This is a genomic window from Campylobacter concisus (assembly GCF_003048875.2).
GTDB classification, from domain to species: domain Bacteria; phylum Campylobacterota; class Campylobacteria; order Campylobacterales; family Campylobacteraceae; genus Campylobacter_A; species Campylobacter_A concisus_AU.
This window is the reverse complement of the sequence record NZ_CP049264.1, coordinates 409,066-428,049: the sequence shown is the minus strand read 5'-3', so window position 1 is coordinate 428,049 and position 18,984 is coordinate 409,066. Positions and strand designations below refer to the sequence as shown.

Below are 18,984 nucleotides of genomic sequence, written 5' to 3'. Positions count from 1 at the left end.
TGGTCGCTTGGACGTTCGTTACTGATTTAGGGTAACTCCTTTGTTGTGGCGCTTATGTTTTGGCTTGGTTTTGAGATGACGCCAGAAGAAGTTTTAACTAAGATCCTATACTCATAAGACCTACCAGGTTTTACCTCAGTGTCGATATACTCGGCATTTAGTCTGCCATTTACCTCTGCGATTTGGCTAAATTTATTAGCTCCTGCATCGCTTCTTTGGATGATGTAGCTTGCTACTGTGCTATCAGGATGTGGTCTCCAGATCACTTTTACACGGCCTGGAAGCCCAGTGATAGCTTGCGCAAATGGTACAGAGTCAAGTAGTGGCTTAGTTGTCGCAGTTGCGATTGCACCTGGTTGAGAGATGGCGTTGCTTGAGTAGGTTCTCATCTGATACGAGTAAGTGGTCTCTGGAGCTAGGTCGCGATCCACATAGTGCGTAGCAAAGCGGTCTTTTATGTTTGCAACTAGTTGCATTTTTGAGTTTGCATCGTTTGGATTTGAGCGGTAAAGGTAGTAGCCAACGACGCTCTCGTCGCTCACTGGGTTCCATTCAAAGCCAACTTCTGTCATGTCTGAAATAGTTTTTAAGCTTGTAATAGTTGGTAGTGACGTGCTTTGCTGAGTCGGTACGCTAGAGCCGCATCCCGCTAAGAAAGCTACTAAAAATGGTGTCAATATGCGTAGGGCAAATTTTTTCATCAAAAATCTCCTTGGGAATTTTTTTGTAAATTATTTGGTTAAAGTCATCATACGTTTTTGCGGTAAATTCTACCCTTTTGCCAGTTCGCGGATGGATAAAATAGAGCATATAAGCGTGAAGCATAACCCTGCTTATTTTATCGCCTTGGCTCTTAAATCCGTATAAATCATCGCCTAAAATGTGGCGATTTATGCTAGCAAGATGCACTCTTATCTGGTGCGTCCTGCCTGTAAAAAGCTTTGCCGCTATCAAATTTACTCCGCCTTCGCTTAGCAAATTTACGAAGGCACTTTTTGCAAATTTAGCGTCCGCGACGATCGCTTTTTTTAGGCGGTTGTTTGGATTTCTGCCGATTGGCTTATCAATGATGACGTCCTCTTTTAGAGGCAGGTCAGTGAGCGCTAGATAAATTCGTCCCATGCTCTTATTGCTTAGTTGCTCGCTTAGTTTTGCGTGGGCAAAGTTGTTTTTAGCAACGACGATAGCGCCGCTCGTGCCCTTGTCTAGGCGGTGGACGATGCCAGCTCTTACGTCGCCGTTTAAATTTGAGAGCATAAAGCCCTTTTTGTTTAGCCACTCAACCAGTGTCGCCTCTTTGACGCTTGGGGCTTGGTGGACGACGATTTGCGGGGGCTTATTTAGCACTATTAGATCGTCGTCTTCATAGATGATAGGGATCTCAAAATTTACTTCGTACTCGTTTTGCACCTCTTTTTTTGGGGCAAAATTTACGGAAATTTCATCGTTTTCGTTTAAGATAAAGCTTGGTTTTGATACTGGTTTTAAATTTACGCTTACAAGAGAGTCTTTTATCAAATTTAAAGCTTGATTGCGTGAAATTTGAAGCTCCTGCGCCACTGCAACGTCGAGTCTAGAGCTATTTAAAACATTAAATTTAACCAAAATCAAAGCCTTGTTTGTGATATAATCTAGCCCAAAAAACAAGGTTTGCTTCTTGATAAAACTAGATCGGCGTATTTTAACACATTTTGATTTTATTCAGCCGTTTTTAATAATCCCAATCATAGCCATCTCATACATCCTAGTTTCCGAAGCAAACGACATTTTAGCAAACAAACAGCTTGTGTATTTTGGCATAGGATTTGTCTCATTTTTCATAGCATTTTTGCTGCCCATTAGGCGCATAGACTGGATCATACCGATGTTTTACTGGGTCTGCATCGTGCTGCTTTTAAGCGTTGATATCTTTGGTGTTAGCAAGCTAGGAGCTAGGCGGTGGCTGGAAATTCCCTTCGTTCACTTCACGCTTCAGCCCTCAGAGCTCATGAAGCCAGCCTTTTTGCTGATGCTAGCCTATCTCGTTAAGCAACGCCCTCCAGAGGCCGATGGATACGGGCTAAAAGACTTTTTAAGGCTTAGTTTTTACATACTTTTGCCTTTTGCTCTTATAATGAAAGAGCCTGATCTTGGCACCGCGCTCATACTTTTGATAGTTGGCTACACCATCCTTTTTGTAATCGGCGTAAATAAGAAAATTTGGATCTGCATCATCTTTGCCATAGGCTTTTCGGCGCCAGTTTTGTATGAAAATTTACATGATTACCAAAAAAAGAGGATCCACGACTTCATCGCCGAAGAGCCAAGCTATCACGTCAAGCAAAGCATTATCGCCATAGGTAGCGGCGGGCTAAAGGGCAAGCCAAAGGACGAGGCAACGCAAACGCACTTTAAATTTTTACCAATCGCCACTAGCGACTTCATATTCGCCTACAATATCGAGCGTTTTGGCTTTTATGGGGCGCTTCTTTTGCTGGGGCTTTATGGAGCGCTTATAATGCACTTACTTAGCCTAAACTACGGGCTTAAGAATGATTATTTCACGCAGGTGACCGCCACTGGCATAGCCGCGCTCATCTTTGTCTATGTGGGGGTAAATGTCTCGATGACGATCGGTTTTGCACCGGTTGTGGGCGTGCCGCTGCCGTTTTTTAGCTACGGCGGAAGCAGCTTTGTCACCTTCATGGTACTTTTTGGGATACTACAAAATCTGCTAACGTTTAGGTTTGATCAGACCTACCGCTCGGTGAAATTTAAATTTTAAAATTTGTAAATTTATTTTGTCAAATCAGACAAACGTCAAGTAAATTTTAAAATTTCATAAACGAGTAATTTCGGCTCTAAAATTTGTGCTAAGCGATGAGCAAAGCCAAATTTTAATAGTCAATTCTTAGGGGTGAATGGAATTTTAAAATTTGCAGAATAGTTTTTTAAAAATTTAAAGTTTTGTTTCTTTGTTAAGGGGGAAGAGGCTTGAATTACGAAGTCGCTCTCTTCCCCCTTAACGATCCCCTAACTCCGACGACGTTAGAAGTGCATGCAATGGTGCTGACGCACTGCATGCGTTTAAATATCTAGCGAGTGTCAAGTAAATTTTAAAATTTCATGAACGAGTAATTTCGGCTCTAAAATTTGAGCTAAGCTGTAAGCGAAGCCAAATTTTAGTAGTCAATTCTTAGGGGGTGAATGAAAGTTTTAAAATTTGCTGAAAATATATACTTTTCACTAAAATTCAAAAACAAAGTTTTGCAAAAAAAGCTTAAGTTTAGAAATTTAACTCAATTATTCTTTGTAAATTTTTGATGTTTTCTTTGATGTTGCCATTTTTATATATTGCTGAGATGACGGCGATGAGATCGGGTTTGGCATGAGATAGCGAGCCGATATTTGTCTCATTTATGCCACCTATCACGCAAACAGGTAGGTTTAAAATTTGCTTTGCCTCTTTAACTACTTCAAGCCCACATTTTGGGGCATTTGGCTTTGTGGGGCTTGTAAAAACGGAGCCAAAAGCAGCGTAGCTAGCACCATTTTTAGCGGCATTTATGGCTAAATTTATATCATTATAGCAGCTAACACCCACGTATGCGTCTTTGCCTAAAATCTCAAACGCCTCTTTTATATTTTCATCGTCTTTGCCTAGATGAACGGCCTTTGCGCCTATCTTTTTAGCAAATTTGGCATCGTCATTTACGATAAATTTAGCGCCAAATTTCTCGCATAAATTTAAAATTTCACTTGCAAGCTTTTCATTTTTGGCCGCTTTTTTTGACCTAAACTGAAAAAATTTAACCCCGCACTCCAAAATTTCTCTAGTGTAACGCAAAGCCAAATTTTCAGGCATTAAAATATCATCGCTAATAGCGTAAATTTCAGCCATTAAGCCCCGCTTTATGATCTATAAGCCGTGCGCCAAATTTACTTTTATGAGCATTTTTTATCCCATTTGCCACAAATTTTTTAGTCATTTTTATGGCGCTTACTAGATCACTTTGCTGCGCTAAAATGGCAGCTAGCGAGCTTGAGAAGCTACAACCAGCCCCGTGCATCACTCTAGGCTCAAAAAGCTCCTCGCTAAATTTCACCACTTCACCACCTTTTAGATAGAGCGTATCCTCGCAAATTTCATCAACCTTCGTTCGCTTTAGCACCATATCGCAAGGCAAATTTGCAAAGTCAATACCCAAAATCCTAGCCTCATCTACATTTGGCGTGGCAACACTTGCGAGCTTTAGTAGCTCTTTTAGCGCTTCGATCGCCCCATCTTCTAGCAGTTTTGCCCCTGACTTTGCCACGCAAACTGGGTCTATCACAACTGGCACATTTTTAGCCATAAATTCCTTTAAAAACGCGCTTACAACGGCTATTATCTCCTCGTTAAAGAGCATGCCAACCTTTACAGCGTCTATATCAAGCTCGGCTAGCACCATCTCAAACTGAGCTTTCACTATACTTGCTGGCATCGCAAGCACGCTGCTAACGCCATTTGTATTTTGCGCGGTCACGGCTGTGATGACGCTTGCGCTAAAGCAGCCAAATGCCTCACAACTTTTTATATCCGCCTGCACTCCTGCACCACCGATGCTGTCGCTTCCAGCAACTATCAAAACATTTTTTTTATTCACCTACACACCCACTTATCTCTTTTACGTCAAAAGGGTCTTTGACCTGCCATGAAAGTGCGTATTTCTCGATACTTTTTTTGATCGCACTCACCAAATAATCAATATCCTCAAAGGTATGCGTATAGTGAAGGCTAACCCTCACCCAGCCTGGCTTGTGGGTGAAATTTGGATCCTCTTTTAGCCCCAAAAGGTCGTGTCCGTACGAGCCTGCGCACGAGCAGCCAGCACGTGTTTGTATGCCATACTCTTTGCTTAAAATTTTTGAAAGCTCGTATGGAGCTACGTTTTTTACATTAAATGAAAATATCGCAAGGCGCTTTAAATTTGCCGGGCAGTAGCTAACTAGCTCTGGAATTTCTCTTAGTCTTTGGCAAAAGTATTCGCTAAGCTCGCTCTCATTTTCATAAATGGTAGCAAGCCCTATCTCTTCTCTTAGTCTGTAAGCTAAATTTGCCCTTATAAGCCCCAAAATAGGCGGTGTGCCAGCCTCTTCAAGTGCCTCTTGATCCTTTAAAAATATATGGTAGTTTTTACTCACATAGCTTACCGTGCCACCACCTGCAAAGCTTGGCACATCGTCATTTGCTAGCACTTTTTTGATTGCCAGTAGCCCACAGCTGCCAACTCCGCCAAGAAGCTTGTGCGGAGAGATAAAGAGCGCGTCAAAGTAGTCGCAGTCTAAATTTGCATAGGCACTAAGGCTCGCCACGTCAAATGCCACGATGCCGCCAAATTTCTTAACCATCGTGTAAATTTGCTTGTAGTCGCTTATGACGCCTGTGACGTTTGAGGCTGCGCTAAAGCTAGCGATGATCTCACGCCCTTGATTTATCTTTAAAATTTGCTCCAAGTGAGATAGGTCGATGCTGCCGTCTTTTGCAAGCCTAATGCGCTCAACCTCGCAAAGCGCCTCTTTAAAGCTGATCTCGTTTGAGTGGTGCTCATAAGGTCCAAGCACAACTAGCGGCGAGCTATCATCAACCTTTAGGTTATATCTTCTTTTAGCAGCTGGAGGCACGTAAAGCCCCAAAAGCTCTTGAAATTTCTTGATCGCACCAGTGGCGCCATATCCAGTAGCTATGAGATAAAACCTATCATCAAGCCCAAGTGCGCGCTTTAGCTCGCTTCTAGCGCTATCATACAAAAGCTGCGTTTTATAGGCGTTTGAGGATGTTAGCGAGTGGGTGTTGGCGTAGGTTTTTAAGATATCAGCGACCTCGTCCTCGATAGGCTTATACGCAAGTCCTGAGGCGGTGTAGTCGAAATAATGTATCCCTTTTTTTAAAATAATATCTCTTCTAATGTGCTCTAAATTTACCAACTTTAGCCTTTTAGTTTTTGCGTGATTATAATTAAAATTTTCTAAAAATATGCTACAATCCGCCACACAAAGGATACGAAATTTTAGCCATAAAATCGACATTTGAGCGGATGAAGCACCTTGGTATTGCTGAAGTTATAAAATTTCATCTTGTTTTTGATGACTTTTTATTAAAGGGCTCATACTACGATGTTTTTGAGGCGATCAGGGCTGAAATTTTAGATGATTATAAAAATTTGATGGCTAGGTTTTACTTTGACGAGGATAGCGACGAGGCCATCAAAATGGCTCTCATTAAGCTTGCTAGAAGCGACAGAAAGAAATTTAGCGTAAATAAAATTTTGCCCCAAAGCATGACAAATAGGGTCTATGCAAAGCTTTTTAGCAAGGATTTTTTAGTGCTTGAAAAGAGCCAAGAAAAGCCGCGAGTAAAAAACAAACGCCAAATTTTAAAAAAAAGCGAGCGAGCTTATAAAATAGAGGATAAAATTCACTTCAATAGCCATTTTTCAAGGTTTTGGTTTAGATTTATCGAGCCAAATTTAAGCCTTTTAAAAGAGGGTAGGAGTGAGGAAATTTTAGAGCTTATAAAAAGAGAATTTGACGAGTATGCAAGCCTTGGATTTGAGCTTTTAAGCGGCGAGCTAATGGCTAAAAAGCTTGGGCTTGATGGCATTTTGCTAAGTTCATTTTGGAGTAAAAATATAGAGTTAGACATGCTTTTTAGCATAAATGGCAAGATAATAGTCGGCGAAGCAAAGTATAAAGAGCGAAAAATTTGCAAAAATGTCTTAAATTTGGTCCTTCACAAGTGCGAAAGACTTGGCATAAAGCCTGATATCGTAGCGCTTTTTTCAAAAAGTGGCTTTAGCAACGAGCTTTTGGGCTTAAAAGATGAGCGGCTTAGGCTTTATGAGATAAAAGATTATGAGGAGTTGCTGTGAGTGATATCGATATACAAAATGGCCTAAAAAGCCTGATAGAGCAGACCTATCTGATAGAGCGTGAGTATAAAAATTTGACCGCTTCTTATATGGGCTTGCAAGGTTTTATAAAAGATATCGTGGAAATTTTGCCAAATGCCATTTGGGTGCTTGATGAAAATGATGAAATTTTCTTGCAAAACTCAGAGGCGCAAAAGCTTGGCAAAGCGCTAAATTTCATCCCAAAAGATGAGGGCGAGCTAAACTTTGGCTCACAAATTTATCTAGTAAAAAAGGTGGTCAAAGATGATAAAAAGATCATCTCAGCTACCGACATAACGCAGGAAAAACGCACCGAGCGCCTAGCTTCGATGGGTCAAGTAGCAGCGCACCTAGCTCACGAGATAAGAAACCCCATAGGCTCTATCTCGCTTCTAAACTCCACACTTTTAAAAAGGGCTGAGCCAAAAATTTTGCCTATCGTCGAGCAGATACAAAAGGGTATTTGGCGAGTTGAGCGCATCATCAAAGCGACGCTTCTTTTTACAAAAGGGCTTAGCATCACGCCAAAGGAATTTAACTTTTTAGATATCAAAAGCGAGTGCGAAGAGGCGCTTAAATTTTACGAGTATTCAAAAGATATAACTTTTGAGCTAAATTTCCCTGACGCCCTTTATTGTGGCGACTTTGACCTCATCGCGATGGTCTTTCAAAACATTTTATTTAACGCGATCGATGCTATAGAAGAGGACGAAAACGACGAAGGCGTGGTGAGACTAAGCTACGAAAAGACGCCAAATGAACATAAATTTATCGTCTATGACAGCGGTGTCTCTATAAAAAATGAAAATATCGTCTTTGAGCCGTTTAAGACGAGCAAGCTAAAGGGCAACGGCCTGGGACTGCACCTTTGCTTGCAGATCATCGAGGCGCACAAGGGCAGCATAGAGATAACCCTTGAGCCAAAGACATTTTGTATAAATTTACCTATAAAGGAGAAGTGATGAGTGAAATTTTAGATGAGCTAAATGCGTGGCAAAATGGCCTAAAAGCACTTAAATTTAGTGAGATTTTTAAAAATGGCAGCGAAAAAGTGGTCTTTATAAGCGTTGATATGATAAATGGCTTTTGTTGTGAGGGCGCACTAGCTAGCAAGCGTGTGGGTGAGCTAGCAAGCCTTATAGCAGATACTTTTAAGATCGCAAGGGAGAAATTTGACCTTAAAAACTACATCCTCATCCAAGATGCTCACGAGCCAAATTCAGCTGAGTTTGCGAGCTTTCCAGCGCATGCTTTAAAGGGTGATACGCAGGCAGAGGCAGTTGATGAGCTACGGAATTTAGACTTTTTTAGCGAGATGAAGACCTTTTATAAAAACTCACTTAGCATCGCTTATTCGCAGGAGTTTAATAAATTTATAAGTAAATTTGAAAGCTTTGTCATCATGGGCGACTGCACCGATATGTGCATCTATCAGCTTGTCTCTCACCTAAGACTTAGCGCAAATGAGCAAAATTTAAAAAGAGAGATCATCGTGCCTGCAAATTTAGTCCAAACCTACGACGCACCAGGGCATAGTGGTGATTTTTATCAAAACGTATTTTTACACCACATGCAAATGGCACTAAATGCACATGTGGTAAAAGAGCTAGAAATTTAGCCATATATTTATATTAAAAACAATTATCAAGTTATAAAATTTAGCGCTTATCTATCGTATTTATATAATTAATAACGCAGATTTGCGCTAATATTTAGATCTGTCCTCTTTAAATTTCTTTTCTTATAAAATATTTTTAGGTTACATTTTTACAATATATTTGACATTAACTATCAATATAGTTATAATCACGCTCAAATTTTAAAACTAAGAGGCATTATGGAACTTTTAAAACACAACATTGACTATATAATCATCGGTATTTTGGGCGTTATGAGCTTTTTTGTGCTTTGGTATACGATCGAGCGTATCATTTTTTACTCACGTGTTGATATAAATGGCTACAAAAACATCGAAAAGCTCGATGAGGCGCTGACAAAAAATTTAACCACACTTTACATCATCTACTCAAATGCCCCATATATCGGGCTTCTTGGCACAGTTGCTGGCATCATGATCACATTTTACGACATGGGCATGGCTGGCGGCATCGATACAAAAAGCATAATGATCGGCCTATCTTTGGCGCTAAAAGCGACCGCATTTGGCCTACTTGTGGCGATCCCGACGCTTATGATCTACAACGGCTTTGTTAGAAAAGTCGATGTCATGATAAACAGATACAAGGCCGAAAATGCGTCTAAATAAAAAAGATGGGCTAAATATCGTCCCATTTATCGATATCATGCTCGTTTTGCTAGCCATTGTGCTAAGCATCTCGACCTTCATCGCCCAGGGCAAGATCGCGGTCGATCTACCAAGCGCCAAAAGCGCACAGCAGGATAAAGAGGATGAGAAAAAAGTGAGTGTCGTTATCGATAAAGATAATAAATTTTTCATAGATGATGCAGAAATTTCAGAAGATGAGCTAAAAGATAAGCTAAATGCTGTGGATATAAAAACCTTAATCGAACTAAAAAGCGACAAAAACGCTAAATTTGACAGCTTTGTCAAAGTAATTGATATCTTAAAAGAAAAAGGTCACGAAAACTTTGCAATCCAAACAATCTCTGAGTAAAATTTCAAACTATAGTGGCCTAGCGGTATCAGCAATAGTGCACGTGGCAGCGGCTTATTTCTTGCTTTCACATAATTTTAGTGAGATAAAGATAGGCGAGCAAAAACCTATAAAAATAGCTCTAAATTCTTTTACTCCAGTGCCGCAAACTTCAGCTCCGCAGATAAGCGAACAAGTGATGATCCCAGAGCCAACACCTCCAGCTCCACCGCCACCGCCCCAGCCACCAAAACCAGAACCTAAGCCAGAGCCTAAACCTGAGCCAAAGCCACTACCAAAACCAGAGCCAAAAAAGGTGGAGAAAAAGCCACTGCCAAAGCCTGAGCCTCGCCCTGAGCCTAAAATCGAGCCAAAGGTGGAGCCAAAACCTGAGCCAACGCCTGCTATCACTGCGCCAGCACCTGCTGTAAATTCAAATTTACCAGCAAATAACAAATCTATCGCCGCAGCTCCAGCTCAGAAAGTAGCCCAAGAGTTAAATTTATCAAACGCACAAAGCGATGAGGACTTTAGCAAGGTCATAGCGGCTGTGAAAAAGTATAAAAGCTACCCAAATAACGCTAGAAGGATGAAGCATCAAGGCGTTGTTGAAGTTAGATTTTTGCTTAAAGCGGACGGCAGCATAGATGAGCTAAAGGTTACTAAGAGTTCAGGCTTTGAGTCGCTTGATAAAGGGGCGATAGAAAATATCTTAAAAGCAAGCTCTGAGTTTCCAAAGCCAAAAGAAGCACGCTATCTTCGCTTTCCTATAGCATTTACATTAAGATAAATTTTAAGCTCATTTGAGCTTAAAATTTCTTAGATCAAGTGTTTAGATCAGGATAGTCCCAGCAGTTAAACTCAGCGCTCAAATCGTCATTTTCTTGCCCTTTGCAGCATAGCCACTCAAGCCCTGCACGCCTCTCCATAACGACCTCTTCATCAAGTCCAGCCGCCTTTGTGCCATTTACCCTTGCATTTACGCACGCCCAGTGGTAGCGATAAACTAGATCGAGCTTGCTTAAAATTTCATCCATGCTGCGAAGCTTTGAGCGGCTTTTTAGGCCGCCCTCTTTAAAGACATTCATCACAAACTCGCAGTCGCAAATTTTATCCATCTGACCGATATCTTCGGCTATACCAAGCGCCCAAAGCAAGATCCAAAGTGACTCATATTTCCAGCCCATATTCACAGCCGTGTCCATATCGGCTCTGTCTTCAACGACCTCTTTTTCTTTTACGCTAAGTCCCTCGTAGGCATCACCCAAAAAGCTCTTTGCCCACGCCATATTTTCTTCGCCCAAAGAGCCCTCATCACGGATCGTGCAAGCGCACATGATCGCTGTAAATGAGCAAACTGTGCGCTTTACTATCTCGTCAATGTCTCTTGGCGTAACCTCACTATTTTCATAGCGAAGCGGCAAGCTCTCAAGCACCGCCACGCCCTCTTGCTTTAAAATTTTTATGTTCTCATCTTTTCTTTGTTGTGCTGTTTTTGGCATATCCACACCTCTTTTAAAAATATCAAACACTCCCATTTCCTACCCAAAAAACTCGGCGTTAAATTTCTCTTCGTCGAAATTTTTGCCCAAGAATTTGCAAATTTCCTCCATATCAGCCCTCGCCGTTTCAAAACAGCTAGTAGCCCCTGGGCTTGGTGTCATGTTAAAGCTTATACCCTCGCCTGTGCTGATCTTGCCCTCGCCAAGCTCTAGCCTTTTTTTATTGCGGTCGATCACCTGCGGCCTTACGCCACCAAAATTTACAGCGTAGCTTAGGTCGTTTTCGCTTAGACTTGGCACGATCTTTCTGGCGTCTTTAACAAATTCTTTTTTGTTAATAAATGGCACTTCAAACAAGAAATTTCTTAGTATATATGACCTGATGTCCCCATCTTTTAGTAAATTTGTAAAGACTTCAAGGACGTTTTTGTCAAATTTTAAGCACTTTAAAAAGTCAAAAAAGCTAGAACTTCCGTGAAATCTCTCAAGCTTTGGTATGACAAGGGCAGTTGGGCCAAAGCGAGTGTTGCCATTAGCTAGGATATCTGGGTCGCCGTGAAGTGCGGCAAATGGTAGCTTGTCGTTTTGCACCATATAGACTTTGCCGTTTAGTAGGCGCTTGTTAGCAAAGTAAAAGCTTCCAGCAACTGGCAGCGTGCTAAGATGTAGCCCATAACCCATCTTGTGAGCTAGAAATAGCGAGTGCGCTCCAGCATCGACTACGACGTAGTTTGCTGTGATCACCTCGCCGTCATTTATCTTGATGTGAAAGGTATCGCCCACCTTTTTCATATCAGTCACTTCTGAGCTTAGGCTGATCTCATAGCCATCTCCGCCCAAATTTAGCGCATTTTGCACGAGCGAATTTGCCACGCCACCAAAGTCCATCGTCGTATACTGGCCATTTTGCGTGCCTATTGCGATGATATTTTCTGGGCGCTCATTGCCATTTGCGTCAAAAACGACGTTTGGCTCGATCTGCTTTAACTTCTCTTTGTCATAAATTTCAAGATAAGCAAATAGCTCTTTAAAGCTCTCGTATCGCTCCTTGATGCGCTCTACTTCGGCATCTCCGATGGCTAGCGTCATCTTTTGATGAGCAAACATATATTTGCCCTCTAAGTTGTATTTTAGGGCGTATTTTACTGGCATATTTGCCACTTGTGAGACCTTTTTTGCCTTTTCTAGCGTGTAGTTTGTCTCGATATCGCCGCAGTGAATGGTCTGTGAGTTGCCCTTGCCGCTTGAATTTAGCGTCGCTACGCCGTCATATTTTTCTAAAAGCGCGACCTTTTTTATATCGCTAAATGCAGCCAACTCATAAAAGAGTGCCGTCCCGCTAATGCCCGCTCCAACAATTGCCACTTCAAAGTGCTTTTGCCTCATTTTCTCCCCTGAAAGTTTAGTTGCACAAATGATACTATATTAAATTTAAATCAAACAGCAAAAAGCAAGGCGTGAAAAATAGGCTGTGTAAAAGTGAAATTTGGCAAGGCTTTCACCTTGCCGAGAAAATTTAGTAAGCCCTTTTGTAGGCGTTTTCTATTTTGTCATTTTCGCCAAATTCTTTCATGGCGTTAAAAGCAAAATATGGGTTGCGCAGTAGCTCTCTGCCAAGCGCCACGCCGTCGCAAACATCACCAAGTAGCAGCGCCTCGCACTCGCTTGCCTTTGTGATGAGCCCAACTGCAAAGACTGGGATATTAACTGCATTTTTCACCGCTTTTGCGTAGCCAGCCTGATAAAGAGGCGTAAATTTAGGCGCGCTATCAACTTTTGCATAGACTCCGCCAGCTGAGACGTGGATGAAGTCAGCCCCATTTTTCTCTAGCTCACGCGCTAGCTTTACGCTCTCCTCTACGTCCCAGTCGCCCTTAAGCCAGCTACTTGCACTTATCCTCACGCCAACTGCGATATTAGCGCCAGCCTTGATCTCGCTTAAAATTTCAAGCAGCAGCCTTATGCGGTTTTCAAATGTGCCGCCGTATTCGTCGCCTCGCTTGTTCGTGCCAGCGCATAAAAATTGATTTATCAAATATCCATGTGCCGCGTGAATCTCCACAGCCTCGTATCCTGCGCTCTTTGCTCTAATGGCAGCATCCACAAAGCTTTGCTTAAGGCTTTCGATATCCCCGGCACTCATCTCTTGCGGTGTGGCATAGTCTTCACTAAATTTGATAGCACTTGGAGCGATGATGCCCTCACAAGTGCCCTTTCTACCAGCATGAGCAAGCTGGACGGCCATTTTGGCGCCATATTTGCTGCAGCCTTTTACCAGCTCTGCGTGAGCTTCGATCTGCTCGTCACTCCAAAGCCCAAGATCTTTTTTAGTGATCCTGCCGCGCGCCTCCACAGCCGTCGCCTCAACGATGATCATGCCGACACCGCCGATCGCCCTTGTAGCGTAGTGAAGCTTATGAAAGCACCTTGGACGGCCATCCTCTTTTTTGACCTCGTACATACACATCGGAGCCATGATAATGCGGTTTTTGATCTCGATGCCGCCTATCTTAAGCGGCGTAAAAAGCTTATTTTGCATGAAATTTCCTTTAAATTTTTTGGTTATTTTAGGATATTTGTTTAAATTCTTGGATTTGTAGGAATTTGTCTCTTGCAACTTAGAAAGTTCAGGTAAATTTTAAAATTAGTGCGAGCACATCACGGCTCTAAATTTAGTGGTGAGCTTTGCGAGACCTAAATTTAGTAGTCCGCTAAGTCGAGTGAGTAAGATTTTAAAATTTGAAAAATTGCTTCATCTGATATTGCAAATATCAAACAAATTTTAAAATTTCATGAGCGAGTAATTTCGGCTCTAAAATTTGAGCTAAGCGATAAGCGAAGCCAAATTTTAGTAGTCAATTCTTGCGAGTGAGTGAAAGTTTTAAAATTTGCAAAAATAGCTTTATTAAATTTGTAAATTTATTTTTATCCAAAAGGGAGACAAAGGGACTTGAATTTTGCTTCGCAGGCTCGCAACTGCAGGGTAGACACGAAGCCGTCCCCTTATCCCCCCCCTTTTTTTTAATCCCCTAAGCCCCTCGCACGTTAGAGGTGCATGCAACGGTGCTGACGCACTGCATGCGTTTAAATATCTAGCGAGTGTCAAGTAAATTTTAAAATTTCATAAACGAGTAATTTCGGCTCTAAAATTTGAGCTAAGCGGCAAGCGAAGCCAAATTTTAGTAGTCAATTCTTGCGAGTGAATGGAATTTTAAAATTTGTAAAATAGTTTTTTAGAAATTTAAAGTTTTGTTTCTTTGTTAAGTTGCTAAGGCGAGTGAGTGAAAGTTTTAAAATTTGCAAAGACTACTAAAATTTATCTATTTCCCGCCCTTAAACAAAGAGGCAAAATGCTCATCGATATTAACGCCATCTTTTTTCATATCTTTTAGCCTTAGCCTTACGTCGGCGTCTTGCCAAAGAAGTGGTGGTAGCGCAAACATCACCTTATCAAGGCTAAAATTTCTCACATCCTCGCGCCAGCCATCCCAGCGGTAAAGCTCGTAAAATTTAGATATATCCCAACAAAGCGCCCAGTATAAAAACTGAGAGTAGCCAAGCTGTGTATCTTCCCATTTGCCACTATCTGGTGCGTAGTAAAAGACGTTGCCAGCTTTGCCACCAAAGGCGCCGCCATTTACCGCGAAAAATCCGCCCAAAACATCATCCGCCACGAGCAAATAGCTAGGCATCTGCCCTGCTTCGCTAAAGCTTTTGCCAAGGTTAAAGCTGTAAATTCCGTGCTTCATCTGCTCGCATCCTGAGCCAAGCAGGCGCAGCCAACCGCCATCTATCACTATGCCGCCGCACCCATAAACAAGCGCTCCCATCGGCGAGCGAGTGGTGACCTGAAGCCCTAAAAGCTCGCTTTGCGCCCTGCTCTCATCGCGAGGCAAAATTTCATAGTCGTTTTTGGCCTCTTTTAGCCACTCTTCGACCAGCGCCCAGCCTGGCTCATTTGTATCTATAAGCTCGTCTAAAGTCCTCATTTTCTGTCCTTGCGATAAATTTGGTGAAATTTAAAAGAAGAATTTGGCGAGCTGCCCCGCCAAATTTATATCAGTAGATTATTTTGCGTCCCAAGCTAGGATCGTGTTGCCCTCGGCGTCGGTAGCCACGTCGCCCATACCCATGATGTTGTAGCCGCAGTCTACGTAGTGAACCTCGCCTGTTACGCCGCTAGCTAGGTCGCTAAGTAGGTACATAGCGCTGTTGCCGACGTCTTCAGTGGTGACGTTGCGTTTTAGCGGGCTATTTACTTCGTTGTAGCGTAAAATCATCCTAAAATCGCCTATTCCGCTTGCGGCAAGCGTTTTAATTGGACCTGCGCTGATCGCATTTACGCGGATATTTTTAGCGCCAAGGTCGTGTGCTAGGTAGCGAACTGAGCTTTCAAGCGCTGCTTTTGCAACGCCCATGACGTTGTAGTGTGGCACAAATTTTGGTCCGCCAAGGTATGTAAGAGTAAGCACCGAGCCGCCCTCTTTTAGCACCGGTAGAACCGCGCGAGTAAGGCTTAGTAGCGAATAAACACTAGTGCCCATCGCTATGTCAAATGCCTCTTTTGTGGTATTTACAAACTCGCCCTCAAGCGCCTCTTTTGGCGCATACGCCACAGCGTGCACGACAAAGTCGATCTCGCCAAGGTCTTTTTTGATCCTATCAGCTAGGCCGTCTAGGTGAGCTTGGTTATTTACGTCAAGCTCGTAGACAAATTTGCTACCAAACTCCTCAGCGATCGGCTCTACACGCTTTTTAAGAGCGTCATTTAGGTATGTAAATGCCATCTGCGCACCTTGATCGTGACAAGCTTTTGCGATGCCGTAAGCTATTGATTTAGCATTAGCGACGCCTACGATTAGACCTTTTTTACCTTTTAGTATCATCATTTCTCCTTTTTATTTTGTTTGGCTTTTAAGCGATTTTTAAATTTTAAACCAAATTTAATAGCGGCAGTATCGTGAGATGAATTTTAATGTTGTGTAGAAATTTTAGGTCAAGACTAGGCAAATAGCCTGTCGCAGACTTAAAATTTCGAACTCATTAAAAGGCGCTCACGAGACAACGCGTATCAAATTTAAAAAATTATTCGCATCCCAGCTGGCTGTACCTACTAAAACCCCATCGCAGCTTTTGATACCTGCTATATCAGCGATGTTTGCTGCATTGACGCTTCCGCCGTAAAGTAGTTGCACGTTTGCCTTTGTCTTTAAAAAACTTAGCACCTCATCTATCTGCTCTATGTTAGCGCTTTTGCCCGTTCCTATCGCCCAGATCGGCTCGTAGGCGATGATCAAATTTTTATAGCCAAGGTCGATGTTTTCAAGCTGGCGGCTTAAAAATTCTTTGGTCGCTCCGCTTTCATTTGTGCTTAAATTTTCGCCGATGCAGTAGATCACGTTCCAGCCATTTTTTGCGGCAAAGTCAAATTTTGCTCGCAAAAGCTCCTCGCTCTCTTTTAAAATTTCACGCCTTTCAGAGTGACCGATCAGCACGTCTTTTATGCCAAATTCATCAAGCATCGCCTTGCCGATCTCGCCAGTAAATGCTCCACTCTCGCATGGGTAGAAATTCTGCGCCCCAAGCCTAAAAAGATGCCTTTTTTCATCAAAAGCACTAGCTGGAGCAAATACGCTCACGTCGTCGTTTGCGCTTAAATTTTCGTCTAAAATTTTCGCGTACTCTCTAAAGCTCTCTCTTGTGTGGTTACACTTTAAATTCGCTAGAAATTTCAAGACCTACTCCTCTTTTCTAAGCGGCTTTATGCCAGGCAGCTCTTTGCCCTCTATTAGCTCCAAGCTAGCACCACCGCCAGTCGAGATAAATGTCATCTCATCAGCGTCGCCTGCGCGCTCGACCACGTCAGCCGTATCACCACCGCCAACGACGGTTGTCGCGTGAGTGTCGATGATAGCGTGGCTCATTTTGATGCTGCCTTTGCTAAATTTATCCATCTCAAAAACGCCCATAGGTCCGTTCCACCAGATGGTTTGCGCATCGGCGATGACCTCTTTAAATAGCCTAATCGATGCTGGTCCGATGTCAAGTCCCATCCAGCCATTTGGGATCTCTTGGGCAGGGACGTATTTTACGGCACTTTCAGCTGAAAATGTCTGAGCAGCGACGACATCTACTGGCAGGTAGATTTTCACTCCTAGCTCTTTGCCTTTTTGTAAAATTTGCCTTGCATCTTCGATGAGCTCTTCTTCAAGGAGTGAATTTCCGATGTTTTCGCCAAGTGATTTTAAAAATGTAAATGCCATACCGCCGCCAATTATGAGCTTATCGACGCGTGGCAGAAGGTTATGCAAGGCTTGAAGCTTACCACTTACCTTTGAGCCACCCACGACAGCGACAAATGGGCGAGATGGATGTTTTATCAAATTTTGAGCGAAATTTATCTCTTTTTGTAGTAAAAATCCCGCTGCTTTGTGCTTCTCATCGTAAAATTTAGTGATCGCCTCGACCGATGCGTGAGCCCTGTGGCAAACACCAAATGCGTCATTGATGTAAAATTCGCCAAATCCTGAAAGCTCTTTTGCCAAAGCCTCGTCGTTTTTAGTTTCGCCCTTTTCAAAGCGTAAATTTTCTATCATTAAAATTTCGCCTGGCTTTAGAGCCGCAGCCTTTGTTTTAGCGTCATTTCCGATCACATCTTCAGCAAATATCACCTCTCTATCAAGCAGTCTTGATAGCCTCTTAGCCACGCCTTGAAGTGAAAATTTCTCTTCATAGCCATTTTTTGGACGTCCTAAGTGACTAGCCAAAACCACGCTGCAGCCATTATCCAAGCAGTAGCGAATAGTTGGTATCGCTGAGCGGATCCTGCGGTCATCAGTGATGTTTAAAAACTCGTCCATAGGCACGTTAAAATCGCACCTTATAAAGACTTTTGCACCATTAAGCTCAAGGTCGTTGATCGATAAAATATCACTCATTTTTCACCCTTTAAATTTACTTTGTAGCCACGATCTTAGCAAGATCAACAAGCCTTGTTGAGTAGCCCCACTCGTTGTCGTACCACGCAAAGACCTTCACCATATCATCAGCGATAACCTGCGTGGTGTCGCTAGCTACGATGCTGCTAAAGGTGCTTGTGCAAAAGTCGCTGCTAACTCTGTAGTCGTCATCGACGAATAAAATTTCCTTTAAATTTGACTCTGCAGCCGCCCTAAATGCCTCGTTTATCTCATCTTTGCTAGCTGGTCTTTTTAAAACCGCAGTTAGATCGACCATCGAGACGTTTGCCACTGGCACGCGCACTGCTTGGCCGTGCAGCTTGCCGCTTAGCTCTGGAAGCACTTTAGCGATCGCTTTTGCAGCTCCAGTTGTCGTAGGTCCGATATTTAGCGCTGCAGCGCGTGAGCGACGGAAATCTTTAGCCTTTACATCAACTAGGCTCTGACCATTTGTATATGCGTGGATCGTAGTCATCAGCCCTTTTACGATGCCAAATTTATCGTTTAGCACCTTTGCCACTGGAGCTAGGCCGTTTGTGGTGCAGCTTGCGTTTGAGACGATCGCTTCGCCTGCGTATTTATCGTCATTTACGCCAACTACAAATGTCGCCGTGTCATCTTTTGCTGGAGCGCTCATGACTACTTTTTTGACGCCGCGAGCAAGATATGGCTCACATTTTTCAGTGGTTAAAAACTTGCCAGTGCACTCTAAAACCACGTCTACGCCGTAGTCTGCGTAGCTAAGCTCGTTTAGATCTCTTGTAGAAAAAACTCTTATCTTTTTGCCATTTACTTCTATAAAATCGTCGCTTATCACCTTAACGTCTTGCTTAAATTCGCCATGAACGCTGTCGTATTTGAGCAAATACCTCGTCATATCCCTTGTTGCGGTGTCGTTAATAGCGACAAGCTCAACATCATCACGCTCTAAAATAATACGAGCAGCACACCTACCGATACGCCCAAAGCCGTTTATTGCTACTTTAACTGACATCTT

Annotated in this window: 20 protein-coding genes; 7 read left to right on the top strand and 13 right to left on the bottom strand. The window is 42.7% G+C overall.

All coding sequences use genetic code 11. The annotated features are described in order from the left end of the window. Nucleotides 1–26 precede the first annotated feature (26 nt). Nucleotides 27–701, bottom strand: coding sequence for a fibronectin type III domain-containing protein (locus tag CVT07_RS02180; RefSeq protein WP_180997159.1), 675 nt, complete (start codon nt 699–701; stop codon nt 27–29). Continuing rightward, complete coding sequence (locus tag CVT07_RS02175; RefSeq protein WP_107936970.1) at nt 634–1,605, bottom strand: RluA family pseudouridine synthase; 972 nt, start codon at nt 1,603–1,605, stop codon at nt 634–636. Before CVT07_RS02175 ends, CVT07_RS02180 begins: the two co-directional genes overlap by 68 nt. Before the next feature lie 52 nt (nt 1,606–1,657). Here CVT07_RS02175 and CVT07_RS02170 point away from each other — a divergent pair, with 52 nt between their 5' ends. Beyond that, on the top strand, nt 1,658–2,764 hold the full coding sequence (locus CVT07_RS02170) for an FtsW/RodA/SpoVE family cell cycle protein (RefSeq protein WP_107936888.1): 1,107 nt from the start codon (nt 1,658–1,660) through the stop codon (nt 2,762–2,764). 501 nt (nt 2,765–3,265) lie between these two features. Here CVT07_RS02170 and thiE read toward each other — a convergent pair. The 3 genes from thiE to CVT07_RS02155 are packed head-to-tail and all read right to left on the bottom strand — an operon-like array spanning nt 3,266 to nt 5,946. Continuing rightward, complete coding sequence (gene thiE, locus CVT07_RS02165; protein WP_107936886.1) at nt 3,266–3,880, bottom strand: thiamine phosphate synthase; 615 nt, start codon at nt 3,878–3,880, stop codon at nt 3,266–3,268. After that, nucleotides 3,873–4,625, bottom strand: a complete 753-nt coding sequence (gene thiD / locus CVT07_RS02160) for a bifunctional hydroxymethylpyrimidine kinase/phosphomethylpyrimidine kinase (protein WP_107936884.1) — start codon at nt 4,623–4,625, stop codon at nt 3,873–3,875. The genes thiE and thiD overlap by 8 nt, the downstream gene beginning before the upstream one ends. Further along, nucleotides 4,618–5,946, bottom strand: a complete 1,329-nt coding sequence (locus tag CVT07_RS02155; protein WP_107936968.1) for an aminotransferase class V-fold PLP-dependent enzyme — start codon at nt 5,944–5,946, stop codon at nt 4,618–4,620. Before CVT07_RS02155 ends, thiD begins: the two co-directional genes overlap by 8 nt. Before the next feature lie 110 nt (nt 5,947–6,056). On the opposite strand from CVT07_RS02155, the gene CVT07_RS02150 reads away from it, so the two are divergent. The 6 genes from CVT07_RS02150 to CVT07_RS02125 all read left to right on the top strand — a co-directional run bounded on the left by CVT07_RS02150 (nt 6,057) and on the right by CVT07_RS02125 (nt 10,316). Continuing rightward, the gene (locus CVT07_RS02150) at nt 6,057–6,890 is read left to right on the top strand and encodes a DUF234 domain-containing protein (RefSeq protein WP_107936882.1); all 834 of its coding nucleotides are present in this window, start codon (nt 6,057–6,059) and stop codon (nt 6,888–6,890) included. Continuing rightward, nucleotides 6,887–7,873 carry a sensor histidine kinase gene (locus CVT07_RS02145; RefSeq protein ID WP_107936880.1) on the top strand — a complete coding sequence of 329 codons (987 nt, stop codon included), beginning with the start codon at nt 6,887–6,889 and terminating at the stop codon, nt 7,871–7,873. Before CVT07_RS02150 ends, CVT07_RS02145 begins: the two co-directional genes overlap by 4 nt. Next, nucleotides 7,873–8,529, top strand: a complete 657-nt coding sequence (locus tag CVT07_RS02140) for a cysteine hydrolase family protein (protein ID WP_107936878.1) — start codon at nt 7,873–7,875, stop codon at nt 8,527–8,529. The genes CVT07_RS02145 and CVT07_RS02140 overlap by 1 nt, the downstream gene beginning before the upstream one ends. Nucleotides 8,530–8,748: 219 nt before the next feature. Next, complete coding sequence (exbB, locus tag CVT07_RS02135) at nt 8,749–9,177, top strand: TonB-system energizer ExbB (RefSeq protein ID WP_035142272.1); 429 nt, start codon at nt 8,749–8,751, stop codon at nt 9,175–9,177. Next, complete coding sequence (gene exbD / locus CVT07_RS02130) at nt 9,164–9,547, top strand: TonB system transport protein ExbD (RefSeq protein ID WP_002939576.1); 384 nt, start codon at nt 9,164–9,166, stop codon at nt 9,545–9,547. Before exbB ends, exbD begins: the two co-directional genes overlap by 14 nt. 61 nt (nt 9,548–9,608) lie before the next feature. Then, nucleotides 9,609–10,316, top strand: coding sequence for an energy transducer TonB (locus CVT07_RS02125; protein WP_230855729.1), 708 nt, complete (start codon nt 9,609–9,611; stop codon nt 10,314–10,316). Nucleotides 10,317–10,350: 34 nt separating this feature from the next. On the opposite strand, the gene CVT07_RS02120 is transcribed toward CVT07_RS02125, so the two are convergent. The 8 genes from CVT07_RS02120 to gap form a co-directional block, all read right to left on the bottom strand. Then, the gene (locus CVT07_RS02120; RefSeq protein ID WP_430748110.1) at nt 10,351–11,064 is read right to left on the bottom strand and encodes a DUF4272 domain-containing protein; all 714 of its coding nucleotides are present in this window, start codon (nt 11,062–11,064) and stop codon (nt 10,351–10,353) included. Between the two features lie 3 nt (nt 11,065–11,067). Continuing rightward, nucleotides 11,068–12,414 carry an FAD-dependent oxidoreductase gene (locus CVT07_RS02115; protein WP_107936874.1) on the bottom strand — a complete coding sequence of 449 codons (1,347 nt, stop codon included), beginning with the start codon at nt 12,412–12,414 and terminating at the stop codon, nt 11,068–11,070. 130 nt (nt 12,415–12,544) lie between these two features. Next, nucleotides 12,545–13,567 (bottom strand): NADH:flavin oxidoreductase/NADH oxidase, encoded by a 1,023-nt coding sequence (locus CVT07_RS02110; RefSeq protein ID WP_107936872.1) that lies wholly within the window; start codon nt 13,565–13,567, stop codon nt 12,545–12,547. Nucleotides 13,568–14,348: 781 nt separating this feature from the next. Continuing rightward, nucleotides 14,349–15,017 carry a DUF2625 family protein gene (locus CVT07_RS02105; protein WP_107936870.1) on the bottom strand — a complete coding sequence of 223 codons (669 nt, stop codon included), beginning with the start codon at nt 15,015–15,017 and terminating at the stop codon, nt 14,349–14,351. A 78-nt stretch (nt 15,018–15,095) separates the two neighbouring features. Further along, on the bottom strand, nt 15,096–15,914 hold the full coding sequence (gene fabI, locus CVT07_RS02100; RefSeq protein WP_012140237.1) for an enoyl-ACP reductase FabI: 819 nt from the start codon (nt 15,912–15,914) through the stop codon (nt 15,096–15,098). Nucleotides 15,915–16,082: 168 nt separating this feature from the next. After that, a complete protein-coding gene (locus CVT07_RS02095; RefSeq protein WP_107936868.1) occupies nt 16,083–16,763 on the bottom strand; it encodes a triose-phosphate isomerase in 681 nt (226 codons plus the stop codon). 3 nt (nt 16,764–16,766) lie between these two features. After that, nucleotides 16,767–17,966: a phosphoglycerate kinase gene (locus tag CVT07_RS02090; RefSeq protein ID WP_002941208.1), complete on the bottom strand. Its 1,200-nt coding sequence runs from the start codon at nt 17,964–17,966 to the stop codon at nt 16,767–16,769. Nucleotides 17,967–17,982: 16 nt separating this feature from the next. After that, on the bottom strand, nt 17,983–18,981 hold the full coding sequence (gap, locus tag CVT07_RS02085; RefSeq protein ID WP_103595849.1) for a type I glyceraldehyde-3-phosphate dehydrogenase: 999 nt from the start codon (nt 18,979–18,981) through the stop codon (nt 17,983–17,985). Nucleotides 18,982–18,984 lie beyond the last annotated feature (3 nt).